This is a genomic window from Prevotella sp. AM42-24 (genome assembly GCF_003461825.1).
GTDB classification, from domain to species: Bacteria; Bacteroidota; Bacteroidia; order Bacteroidales; family Bacteroidaceae; genus Prevotella; species Prevotella hominis.
Genome location: NZ_QTXV01000016.1, coordinates 1 through 12,562, shown reverse-complemented (window position 1 = coordinate 12,562; position 12,562 = coordinate 1). Strand labels below are relative to the sequence as shown.

At 44.0% G+C, this 12,562-nt stretch carries 6 protein-coding genes and 1 pseudogene; 3 read left to right on the top strand and 4 right to left on the bottom strand.

The window, feature by feature from the left end; translation table 11 throughout:
* Positions 1 to 6: 6 nt before the first annotated feature.
* Positions 7 to 2,550, bottom strand: coding sequence for an ATP-dependent helicase HrpB (gene hrpB, locus DW917_RS06940; RefSeq protein WP_118117294.1), 2,544 nt, complete (start codon positions 2,548 to 2,550; stop codon positions 7 to 9).
* Between the two features lie 67 nt (positions 2,551 to 2,617).
* Positions 2,618 to 4,255 (bottom strand): ABC-F family ATP-binding cassette domain-containing protein, encoded by a 1,638-nt coding sequence (locus DW917_RS06935; RefSeq protein WP_118117293.1) that lies wholly within the window; start codon positions 4,253 to 4,255, stop codon positions 2,618 to 2,620.
* Positions 4,256 to 4,581: 326 nt separating this feature from the next.
* Here DW917_RS06935 and DW917_RS06930 point away from each other — a divergent pair, with 326 nt between their 5' ends.
* The 3 genes and pseudogenes from DW917_RS06930 to DW917_RS06920 all read left to right on the top strand — a co-directional run.
* Positions 4,582 to 5,922 (top strand): hypothetical protein, encoded by a 1,341-nt coding sequence (locus tag DW917_RS06930; RefSeq protein ID WP_118117292.1) that lies wholly within the window; start codon positions 4,582 to 4,584, stop codon positions 5,920 to 5,922.
* A 38-nt stretch (positions 5,923 to 5,960) separates the two neighbouring features.
* The gene (locus DW917_RS06925; protein ID WP_118117291.1) at positions 5,961 to 8,909 is read left to right on the top strand and encodes a C10 family peptidase; all 2,949 of its coding nucleotides are present in this window, start codon (positions 5,961 to 5,963) and stop codon (positions 8,907 to 8,909) included.
* A gap of 82 nt (positions 8,910 to 8,991) precedes the next feature.
* Positions 8,992 to 9,291: pseudogene (locus DW917_RS06920) on the top strand (ammonia channel protein); the annotation flags it as partial.
* Between the two features lie 203 nt (positions 9,292 to 9,494).
* Here DW917_RS06920 and DW917_RS06915 read toward each other — a convergent pair.
* Together DW917_RS06915 and DW917_RS06910 are read right to left on the bottom strand one after the other, a co-directional pair.
* Complete coding sequence (locus tag DW917_RS06915) at positions 9,495 to 11,483, bottom strand: KUP/HAK/KT family potassium transporter (RefSeq protein ID WP_118117290.1); 1,989 nt, start codon at positions 11,481 to 11,483, stop codon at positions 9,495 to 9,497.
* Between the two features lie 385 nt (positions 11,484 to 11,868).
* On the bottom strand, positions 11,869 to 12,258 hold the full coding sequence (locus DW917_RS06910; RefSeq protein ID WP_233524660.1) for a PepSY-like domain-containing protein: 390 nt from the start codon (positions 12,256 to 12,258) through the stop codon (positions 11,869 to 11,871).
* Between the last annotated feature and the right edge of the window lie 304 nt (positions 12,259 to 12,562).

Sequence of the window (12,562 nt, the reverse complement as noted above, 5' to 3'; positions counted from 1 at the left end):
GATAAACTATCTCTTCACTCCCTTAACAGCTTCGCTTTCCAACGGATTTTCCGGCCAGAAATGCTTGGGATAGCGACGCTTCAATTCCTTTCGTACTTCAAAATATGTGTCCTTCCAGAAACTGCCTAAATCCTGAGTCAATTGTACAGGCTTGAAACCAGGCGACAGAAGTTCCATCAGTACAGGTTGTTTTCCGTCATTCACGCAAGGTGTTTCCTTCATTCCAAAGCACTCCTGCAAACGTACGCTCAATACAGGAATTTCAGTACCCTGACGGTAATCGAGTTTGATTCTGCTACCAGAAGGAACTTGGATATGAGTAGGAGCCAGCCGATCGATTTCCTGTTGAAGATCATAAGGAATGCTATTCCACAAAACTTCTTTCAGATTGATTTTCTTCAGTTCACTGTTTGTGGAAATCACATGATTTCCTTCTTCCAGATAGAACGGAAGCCAGTCTTGCGCATGTTCCATCAGATAAGGAGTACTCAGATTCGGAATCTCCAGTTCAGGGTGCCATTCTGCCACTTGAGCCACACGCCTCTGCAGCAATTGCACCTGTTCATTCCAGTCGAACATGCTAAGTCCATCTTTTCTGATAGTTTCACATATAATGTTGATAATCAGACTTTTATCAATATCATGAATCGGTTTGCTGTCAACGATGATTCTTCCAATTCTTTTTTCTCTTTGCATGACAACACATCCCTGTTTACTGTCCCAAGAAATATGATCATGCTCCGTGGCGAGTTCGTGTAAATCCTTTTCGCAGACAGGTGCTGCTAAGAAAACCTTTCCTGCATTTCCATTGGAATGCATCGAAGCCACCGCAAGCCATTGGTAACCAATTAGGGAATCTGTGCTTTCTATTCTGACTCTATTACCATTCGCCAAACGATAGTTGCCAATATGATCCATGGCGAGTGCGATGCGTTCCGGATAAGCTAAAGCCACCAGACGGCCGACAACATCAGCAGAAGGATCCAGATTCTCCACTTTAACCTTGCACATACGATGCAGTTCTGCCGAACTCTGTGCGATTTTTGCCCATCTGCCCAAACTCTGTTTTCTGCGTGCATTCCGCAAAAGGGAAATGCGAAGAGTAATGTCCTTATCCTCCTGATCAGAAAGTGGATCTTTTTCTTCCAAGAGAGCGGCCACATCACATGCCAGACTCTTTTCCTGTTGCGTTTTCGTTCCCGAAATCATTTTAGCAATACGAGGATGGCAAGGGAGTTTGACCATTACTTTGCCCAAAGGAGTCAGGCTGAAAGAAGCTTCTTCCTCCTTGCTATGAGAAACATTCTTTGGCTGGGAATTATGCAGAACAATCGCTCCAAGCATTACCAATAATTCCTTTGCACTCAATAAGTTACCAGTCGGAGGTGGAGTAAGCCAAGGCAAGGCTGCAACATTTCTTTCGCCGAATGCTGCGACTTCAAGCAACATGGATGACAAGTCTGCTTCCAGAATTTCCGGTTTACGTTGTTCCTCCATCTGATGTTCCGTCGCCATTGTCCAGAGTCGATAGCAGGTTCCTTCTGTCACTCGTCCTGCACGTCCCGCTCTCTGTACAGCCATGTCCTTGCTGATTCTTACCGTATCAAGATGACTCAATCCGGTTTTCGCATCATAGTTCAAACGACGGCAATACCCCGTATCTATCACAATTTTTACCCCATCGATAGTAATGGAAGTTTCAGCAATAGGAGTAGCGAGCACTATCTTCCTTTCTCCATCCAGGGAAGGAGCGATGGCCTGTTTTTGCGCTTCTTGAGATAAGTTGCCGTAAAGAGGATAAACCTTCGCATCAATTGAAGAATTCTCAAGCAATTCTGCGCATTTTATAATCTCTCCCTGTCCAGGCAGAAATACAAGCATGTCTCCTTTCTGCTCTTTATAGACTTTCAGGATCGTGGCAGCAGTAACCTGCACAATCTCATGAAGTTGCGGAGTTTCCTTTGCATAAACAATTTCCACAGGAAACATTTTTCCCTGACTCTCTATCATGGGAGCCTGAAGGGAATGGCAGATAGAGTCCACATCAATGGTAGCCGACATGATGGCGATTTTCAGGTCGTCTCTGATAATCTGTTGGGTTTGATGGGTGAGGGCAAAAGCAAGATCAGCCGTAAGACTTCTTTCATGAAATTCATCAAAGATAACAAGATTCACCCCGTCGAGTGTAGCATCTTCTATCAGCATTCTGGTAAGAATTCCTTCCGTCACGACTTCAATGCGTGTATCTTTAGAAACTTTGGTTTCAAAGCGAATACGATAACCCACAGTTTTTCCTATCGGTTCACCGAGCAAATATGCCATGCGCTCAGCGATTTGTCTGGCTGCAATTCTCCTGGGTTCGAGAATGATTATTTTCCCCTCGCTTCCCAATGCTTGAAGCATGGTAAGCGGGAGAACGGTTGATTTTCCAGAACCGGGTGCAGCCGTAATCACAATGGAATTGTGCTCTGACAAAGTTTGGTTTACTGCATCAGCGATTTGAAAAACTGGAAGATTACCGGAACGTTTGGCTATATTTTCAATCGACATTACTTGTTGTTTTTTAAGTAATCTACTATGGTGTTTACTCTGACTTCTCATGAAAGCCATGATGATGTTATGATTTCTTTTCCAGTTCCTGCAGATTTTCCATTTTCTTGGTTTCGAGGAACTCGTAGATGCCGCACAAATGTTCGCGGACGCGACCATGACCGAATTCATAGACCTTACTCACCAGTCCATCGAGGAAATCGCGGTCGTGACTCACTACAATGAGGGTTCCGTCGAAATCCAGAAGAGCTTGCTTGAGCACGTCCTTGGTCTTGAGGTCGAGATGATTGGTAGGCTCATCCAGAATCAACAGGTTTACCGGCTCCAAGAGAAGTTTGAGAATGGCAAGGCGAGTACGCTCACCACCGGAGAGGACTTTCACCTTCTTGGTAGAGTCTTCGCCACCAAACATGAAAGCCCCGAGCAAATCGCGTATCTTATTGCGGATTTCTCCTTTCGCCACATCGTCGATAGTCTGGAATACGGTGAGTTCACCATCAAGCAGAGAGGCTTGATTCTGAGCGAAATAACCTATCTGTACATTATGCCCCAATTCGAGTTTTCCCTCATTCTGCAACTGCCCCATGATACATTTCACGAGCGTGGATTTACCCTCGCCATTACGACCTACGAAAGCTATCTTGTCGCCACGCTCTACAGTAAGATTCACGCCGCTGAATATCTTCTTATCATCAAAAGACATTGATACATCGCTCATCTGCACAGGATAGGCACCGCTGCGAGGACTTGGCGGGAACTTGAGGCGAAGGCGACTGGTGTCTTCTTCATCCACCTCAATAAGTTCAAGTTTCTCCAGCATCTTCACGCGGCTCTGCACCTGAAATGTTTTGGAATAAGTACCTTTGAAGCGCTCAATGAAATCCTTGGTTTCGGCTATCATCTTCTGCTGCTCCTCATATTTCTTCATCTGCTGTTCGCGACGCTCCTTGCGCAGTTCCAGATACTGGCTATAGGTAGCCTTGTAGTCGTAGATGCGCCCCATAGTAACCTCTATGGTACGAGTGGTAATGTCATCTACAAACTTGCGGTCGTGGCTGATGACAACCACGGCTTTAGAACTGTTGATGATGAAATCCTCAAGCCAACCGATAGATTCGATGTCGAGATGATTGGTAGGCTCATCCAGCAGCAAGACATCAGGAGATTTCAGCAGTAGTTTTGCCAATTCGATACGCATTCGCCAACCACCAGAGAATTCGCTTGTAGGACGATCGAAATCAGAACGTTCAAAACCCAGTCCAAGAAGGGTTTTCTCAACATCTTCTTCGAAATGAGTCATGTCGATAGCATAGAATTTTTCTGAGAGTGAAGAAACCTTTTCGATGAGCTGCATGTAGTCATCGCTATCATAGTCTGTGCGGGTGGCAAGTTCATTGTTGATACGGTCGATTTCCGCCTGCATCTCGTGCAGATGAGCGAACGCCTGACAGGTTTCATCGAACACGGTTCGACCGTCCTCGGTCATCAGATGCTGCGGAAGATAGGCAATGACGCAATCTTTTGGAGCGGAAACTGTACCTCTTGTAGCCGTTCTCACACCGGCAATGATTTTAAGCAAGGTACTCTTGCCTGCGCCATTTTTACCCATCAGGGCTATACGGTCCTTCTCATTGATCTGGAAGGAAATGTCTTTAAATAAGGTGGTGCCGCCAAACTCGACGGTCAGTCCATCAACTGTAATCATATTCTTTTCTTCTGTCTATATTATAAATTATGGTGTTCATCGACTTTGCTTTCTGTTTTCTGATAAAAATGAACGTATCGATGTTTCAGAATGCAAAGGTACAAATTATATTCTGAAAAATATTCAAAAAATCAGCCATTCTTTAGGATATTACAAAAGAAATGATTAATTTTGCGCATAAATATAAGTATAATATTGAAAAATAGTGTTTGTAAGTTTATGAATCAATCAACATTTAGTAAGTACATATAATAAGAAATCAAACATCATCCATCAAATGATCTAAAGAATAATTTTTAATAATCACATATTTTAAAACAGCATTTATGACGTTAAAACATTATCTCCTATTAGCCGTGTTCCATCTGCTTTCATTCGTTGGATGCTGGGCTCAGAATTCCGTAGCTCCTATGAATATAGGCAATGTATTCATGAAATTTGGCGAAACAGAAACGTCCGTACCTATCAAACTGACCAGTTGGGGCAAAAGCGATGCGAGGAGCATCACCTATACGCTCTACTACATGGAAACAGGTGAGAACGTGGGACCAACAACTTTTACTTTCGACCAGCCGATTACCTATGGTGAAACCCGTGAAGTGATATTCCCTATCAAAACAGGCACGAAACTGGGCACTGCTGATGTCATACTGAATATAACTGAAGTAAATGGTCAGTACAACGAGGCAACTATAGGAAGTATCTATATCACCTGTTGCACGGTCAATAAAATACCTCATAAACGTGTACTGGTGGAAGACTACGCAGCCATGTGGTGCTGGCATTGTCCTATCGGTCTAGTGGCTACAGATGCCATTGCCCGTATGTATCCTGAAGATGTTGTGCCAGTATCAGTTCACAAGACCGACGCAATCAGTCAGGCGGTTTCATATTCTGTCTATGATGGATTGATTGCCCAGTATGCTAATACGCTTCCTGCTGTTTGGATAGCCCGTGACACCAAGGCTGCCGGTTATGATGTTACGGATGCTTTCAAAATAGAAAAGGAAAGGGTAACGTGTATGAATATTGACGTGGAAGCACAGTGGGATGAGACAAATGACAATATCCGCGTGACTACCCAAGTTGAACCCTGCATGGATCCAGCTGCAGACGATACTTATGCTATCGGCTATGTGCTGACAGCAAGCGGGCTGACAAACGAACAATGGGTTCAGGAGGCAAATTATTCCGAGTATGCGAGCGATACTTATAAGGATGCTCCTGAAGAAATGAAGTTTTATGCTGATATTAACAACTATGTAGAGGGGTATTCCAAGGTGAAGGGTGTGGTTTTCAATCATGTAGCCATCGAATCTCAAGGAATGCAGAGAGGTTTGGCAAATTCGCTCACCGGTTCCTTCCATTCCAATGAGGTGAAGAAACATTCCACCATATTTCATAATATCAGCAAGTACAGTGTGATTTCAGACCGAAGCAAGATAGAAATCGTGGCAGTTCTGTTTAATACCAAAACCAGAAAAATAGAGAATGCAGCACGTTGCTATGTAGGTGATGGAAAAGATGGTCCTACTGGTATTGAACAGATTACAAGACCGATTGCTGCTAAAAACTCTGGCATTTATGATTTGCAGGGACGAAGGGTAAGCGGTAAACCTCAGGCAGGTATGTATATAGTCAATGGTAAAAAAATGATGATCAAGTAAAAGTATCTACACATATTATTAAGTAAGATTCTACATTTATGAATAAATATATATTTTCCATAGCAGTATGGGTGATAGGGACCATGGTCGCCTATGGCGGCCCGGTGGACGAAAGTCAGGCTAAGGCTTTAGCCAGCAAATATCTTATTAATCCAGTGAGCATGAGCGAGAGTCAGACTGTGGCTTACAGTCGTGGAAACAAAACTGTAGATCCTACGCTCCATCTTTTCAACAATCAGGATGGCGATGGATTTGTTATCGTAGCTGCTGATGATAGAGTAGGCGGTGTGCTCGGATATAGTGATAGGGGACAGTTGGATGCTGCCAATATGCCTGCTCCACTGATAGAACTTTTAGCAAGTTATTCCCGAGCAGTTGAGAAAGTGAGGGTGGACAGTATCAGCGTTACGCCCGCTTATGCTAAGCCTCCAAAGGCCTATGTCAAACCCTTGATAAGCGCAACATGGAGTCAAGAATACCCTTACAATTATTATACTCCACGCAGCAGTACTAGCGGCAAACCTACATTCACGGGGTGCACCATCACGGCCGCTGCTCAGGTGCTCTTTGCTCATAGATGGCCAGAAAAGAGACCAGCAGGAGTGATACTTGGCGAGGGTGCGATGGCGTATGATTATTATGATTGGAACAATATGCTCGACGATTACAGTCAGGGTGGTTATAATCAAGCACAGGCACAGGCCGTGGGAGTTCTGATGCGTGATTTGGGAAAACTGGCTCAGGCTACATATGGTGTGAGTGGAACACGATGTGATGAAGGTAAAGTTTGGAATGCACTGCAGAACTACTACAACTGTACGGTGCGTCAGCTGGAAAAAGATTTACTGCCTGGTGGTGAATTCCTGCAAGCCATCTACAACGAACTTTCGGCTGGTTGTCCGGTATTTATGACGGGTGGTGACCATGCTTTTGTATATGATGGATATGATGAGAACGGACTGGTTCATGTCAACTGGGGATGGGGTGGACTCGACGATGGCTATTTTGACATCAATACTGCTGCCGTGGCAGCTGGTGGCTATGGTAGTGATGGCTGTTACTATGAGAAGCAGTTGGCTCTGTTCATACATCCGAATAATGGGATCATCGAACCGCTTAGTCCTAAACCAGTAGTTTTGTCCATCAATAATAATCAGGCACTGCAGTTTCAGGTAAGTGAAGGAATGACAATTTCCTCCAGAATTCCAGCCCAGCTCAAGGGTGTAGGTGCCAGAAATTTGGCTCAGGACGACAATGGTGCTTATACAGGACAGGTGGGTATTGGTCTGTTTTCTGAGGATGGTAATTGTCTGCATGTTTTCGGAAAAACAGATGTACTGACTTGGGCAACCTATTATAATAGCTATAATTTTGAATATGACTGGTGGGGAGCCGACTTGAGCGAGATAGATGGTCCTGCCGATGGTACGTATTATTTGCGTCCTTTAGGTCGTCGTCTGCTGAATAACGATGAGAACGAATGGGGTAACTGGACCTGTATGGTGAATGGAAATACTGTGCAGATGATGGTGAGTGGAGGTAAGGTGACGCTGATTCAATCGGACGACAAGCCACATCTGTCATTGGTAGGAAAACCTGATGTTTTGGAACCAGCCTATGCTTATAGCAGTCAACTCGCTGGTATTCAGTTGAACATTTCCAATCTAAGCCGTTATCAGGCTCGTGGCGAATTGCAGGTTGAACTGATTGGTACTGGCCATCTGGAGGGAGAAACCTATGAGGTACCGAATGCCTATATGATGCACATGGTGGCTCAGCGAATGACGACGACACCTTGGATTGTCAAGTTTATGACTTCCTATACAGGGACTACAGGTAATCATGAACTCAAGGCTGGCAAATATCGCATGAAGCTACGTTTCAATCACAATATTGAGACTAAGACCCCTGCGGTTTATGAGATTCCTGTTCCTGACGATTTCCTCTTGGAGGTTCATCCCAACAACTATTATGGCCGAGTAACTGTGACTTCCGTGAAGTTACTCGACGAGAAGGGGAATTATGCGCCTTCACATCATTTCAATCTGTCAGAGTCTCCAAAGGTTACGCTGGGCATTTCGGGCTATTCCAAGTATATTACCCAGAATTATTATTCCACCCAGATGCGATATCGCCTTGTAAACATGAAGTCGGGAGAAACGGCTTATACCAGCAAGGGCTACATGGTGAGTATTCCGCGGAACAACGAGACCAATCTTACCAGTTCTACAAGTCATACGATAGATTTGACCGAACTGGCTCCAGGTGATTATGAGATTCATGTAGATATAGAGCGAGAGGGTGAATGGCTCGACCGATGGAACGCCAACACGCTGCGCCGCAAAATAACACTTTATAATGCAGTACTACCTGTCAATGTGGAAGTAACAACCTTTGCTGCAGAAAATTTACATGATGTGGCAAGTATAGCTTCATTCGGAGCACCCTTTGACGCAATTGTTCCTAATGGTGTAAAAGCATGGTACGTAGAGCAGATTCAGGGAGATAAAGTAATGCTGAAAGCCCTTCCTGAAGGTCATGCGATTCAAGCTGGGAGCGGCGTTATTCTTACTTCGCCTTCAATGACGGGAGTATTTCATATGGAGAAGGCTCCATTGTCAATGCCTATAGCTTCGCTGACTGGCAATATGCTTCGTGCTTGTAAGGATGGTAATCATGTGGTTACTTCTCAGGATCATGCTTATCTGATAGGTTCTCAAAACCAAAAGACAAGCTTCTGCAAAGTTGATGTAGGTTCGATTTTGGATCCTTATACGGCTTATCTTCAGCATTCGTCTGATGCAGCAGTGTTACAATTCTGTTTTGTAGGTGATACAACAGGCATTGATAGGGTAGAACAAGATCATAAGACCAAGAAACCTGATGGTATTTATGGCTTGGACGGACACCAGTATTCTTCTGCGTCTAAACCTGGACTTTACATAATAAAAGGTGAAAAACGAATGGTAAACAAACAAAGAAAATAACAAACAAATTTTATTTTGGGAACAAGGAAAGCGTGAGGATTTTCATTATGAAGAACCTCACGCTTTTTTTGCAACGAATGTTGTTTTAGGAGCATTCTGCATCGGTATCATTTCTACCGTAGTCTGCTTCTTCATGGTAGCAGTAGTAAAGGAGAAGTTCAAGTATGATGATGCGCTTGATGCTTTTGGTGCCCTTTATGGTGATTGGCACCAGCTTTGGATTCTGGTAGTAGCCACCGTGGTAAGTATCATTTATAGTATCATAGTTACTTACATTATTTTCAAGGTGGTTGATAAGTCTGTAGGTGTGCGTGTTGACAAGCGAGTAGAGGAGGAAGGTCTCGACATCTACGAGCATGGTGAGAGTGCGTATAGTAACTAATTAAGATTTCCACAGGTCAGCCTATAATGATCGACTAAATGCTTGAAATCGCAATACTGAAGGTTGACAGAATAGGTTCTGACCCTGATACATGTGAGTATTAAAATAAATAAACCGGCTGATTTTATGTTTGTTACATAAAGTCAGCCGGTTTATTTATTTCTGCTAATCAGAGGATATCTATTCTCCTCTGCTAATATTATTTAATTGGAATGTTCCTCCTTTTCTTCCACTATTGGCTTAATGCGCCTGATACTCTTGTTGCGTTGGTTGATGATGAGCGGTACACGTTCCACTGTCACCATAGAAGTGTCAAGTCCCAATGCTTTTGGCTCATCAATGCCTATCTTGCAGATAAGAGCGTAGATACTCATCAGTAAATTCTGTTGACGATTGTCGGAACTTTCCGGGTAATATACGCGGTGGATAATGATGAAGCGGAAGTCGCCAAAAATACCATTTTTGCGAAGTGAGGTGTATGAACTGGTCAGATCCACCTTTTTGTCATCCACAAGGTCTTCCACCACTTGTCTCAGATAGAGGCTTACCCGAGGCTCTATGCGGAAACCTATGTGCATCGTTATGCTGTAAAGAGTATCGGGTACCAGGGTTTCGCAGCGGTATTCCAGTGTGTCTGGTGTATCAACAAAATCCATATTGATAAGCCAATAATGATCGGCTCGTTTAGGTTGCTTGTTGATGATGGAATAGAGCAGTTTGTCATCTACAGCACCTTCCTTGCCGGCATGATTTACATATACAAGGTTGGACGCGTACTTGGGAATGCTTTCGTCGGCCTTGATATCGGAGATAATCTGATAATAGTCATCCAGTGGTTTGGTACTGATATAATGGCAGCGTATCTTCATGGCTCTCACCCATACATACATCATCAGGAACAGGATTCCGCCAATGAGCATCGTACACCATCCTCCTGCAAGGAATTTTGACAGATTGGCTGCCAGGAAGATGGCTTCGATGGTGCAGTATGCGCCCATAAACAGCAGGGTGAAGACCCGTGCCACGCCCTTGCTGTGCAGGTAGAAACCGAGCAGCAGGGTGGTCATCAGCATGGTGATGGTAATGGCAAGTCCGTAGGCTGCTTCCATGTGTGAGGAGTCGCGGAAGAGCAGGATGATGAGCACCACGCCGATGTACATGGCGAGGTTGATCATCGGGATATAGAGTTGCCCCTTAACATGGGTTGGGTGCTTAATTCGCATGCGTGGCCAGAAGTGAAGGTTCATGGCTTCGCTCAAAATGGAGAAGGTTCCGCTGATGAGTGCCTGACTCGCAACGATTGCAGCACCTGTGGCCATGATGATGGCGAAGAACAGCAGGCTCTGCGGCATGATGGAAAAGAAAGGATTCACGGAGGAGGCAGTCTGGATATGGTTCAGCACCCATGCTCCCTGACCCAGATAGTTGAGAATGAGCATGGTCTTTACGAATCCCCAACTGATGGCGATGTTCTTTCTGCCACAATGCCCCAGGTCGGAGTAGAGAGCCTCTGCACCGGTGGTACAGAGAAATACGGCACCCAGAATCAAGAACCATTCAGGAGATCTTGCCAGCAGTATGGCTGCGTAATAGGGGTTGAAAGCCTTCAGTATCAATGGGTAAGACGTGATGCTGAATGCTCCCACCACACCCAGCAGTAGGAACCATAGCAGCATGAAGACTCCAAACGATTTGCCTATGCTCTCTGTACCAAAACGCTGCACGAAGAAGATGATGGTGATGATGGCAAGGGTAATGGGAATAACTGGCAGGTTGGGACTGATGCTCTCGAGTCCTTCGATGGCCGTGGTCACCGTGATGGCAGGGGTGATGATTCCGTCTGCCAGCAGGGTGCTTGCGCCAATGATGGCAAGAATGTAAATCCACTTGCTCTTGAGTCGGCGCAGCAGGGCATAGAGAGCAAGGATGCCTCCCTCGCCATTGTTGTCGGCACGCAGCGCTACACATACGTATTTGATGGTAGTCTGAAGGGTGAGTGTCCAGATGATACAGGACAATGCGCCCAGAATAGTACTTTCGTTGATGGTTTCGCCTGTATGGAGGATGGCCTTCATTACATAGAGGGGTGATGTTCCGATGTCTCCGAACACAATGCCTAATGTGACGAGCAGCCCTAAGAAGCCTACTTTGTGATGGTTGCAGGCTACTGAACTTTCTGTTTTTTCTCTCATATTTTTCTCTTGTTAATTAATGTATGATCCTTTCAATTAAGGAATGAACCTTTTTAATTGAATGAATGATCCTTTGTATTATCCTTATTAGAACATAAAATTTCCCTTTTGATTATAAATTTGGGTGCAAAGGTATGAACATAAGTAGTAAAAGATGATTTGTTTAACAAGATTTATCTGTTTTAACTTCCGTTTTAATTGGCAGTAAATGACTGTTTGGAAAAGGTAAAAAAGTGACATTCTTTCTCGGACTCAAAAAAAATCCCCACTAACCATCCGTGTCCTTCTCGGAATCGGAAAGTTAGTGGGGGCACATTAGATGAAGGTCATCACATTTTTTCGGGTGAACCTTTTGAAAATAATCCCTCAATATCGAGTTGTCTTATCAATCGATGTCGATTACCTGAAAATGCTTGTTGAAGGTTAAATCCAACCCATTTGCCAATTCCACTTCGTATTCATTCTTGTTCATTTCAATCTTCTTTACCGCTTGCGCTGGATAATTCTCCTTCAGGTAGTTTCTGATGGCCTGCGGAATCAGCTTGGCTGGCACTTTTCCCTGCTTGCAGTCAATCTCAGTGAGATTTCCTTTTTTATCAAATTCCAGCTTGGTTCCGTTCTGCAAAACCACATCATAGCTCTTGTTGATAACTCCCGTCTCAATGGTAGCAAGTATCACCTTCTGATTGTTGAAATGGTTGCTGAGTAAGGTCTGAGCCTTTATCGGGAGAGCATTAACGGCGATAGGCTTGTCATTGCCTGCATTTGCTGCCATATTGCATGTTAGTATGCAGCAAATGGCAATCATCAAAATTCTTATCATTCTTTTCATTAGCCACAATATTAAAAGTTTATAATTTCTATTTGCGATGAATGTTTAAACATCCTATACTATATGTCCTATACATTATGAATTAGACGCATACTATCCACAAAGGTTTAAGTAAAAATATTCTTTTTTTCGCTTTTTTCTTTCTATTTCTCTTCACCTGCTACATTTTATCAAACGGTTAAATATCATTAATGCAATAAACCTTTATGTGCTTGGCAAACTTCTCGATGGTCATCACATCAGAATA

Excerpts from the sequence above, each read along its gene's own strand:
- hrpB (WP_118117294.1), bottom strand. The coding sequence starts at position 2,550 with ATGTCGATTGAAAATATAGCCAAACGTTCCGGTAATCTTCCAGTTTTT.
- DW917_RS06935 (WP_118117293.1), bottom strand. The coding sequence starts at position 4,255 with ATGATTACAGTTGATGGACTGACCGTCGAGTTTGGCGGCACCACCTTA.
- DW917_RS06930 (WP_118117292.1), top strand. The coding sequence starts at position 4,582 with ATGACGTTAAAACATTATCTCCTATTAGCCGTGTTCCATCTGCTTTCA.
- DW917_RS06925 (WP_118117291.1), top strand. The coding sequence starts at position 5,961 with ATGAATAAATATATATTTTCCATAGCAGTATGGGTGATAGGGACCATG.
- DW917_RS06915 (WP_118117290.1), bottom strand. The coding sequence starts at position 11,483 with ATGAGAGAAAAAACAGAAAGTTCAGTAGCCTGCAACCATCACAAAGTA.
- DW917_RS06910 (WP_233524660.1), bottom strand. The coding sequence starts at position 12,258 with ATGGCAGCAAATGCAGGCAATGACAAGCCTATCGCCGTTAATGCTCTC.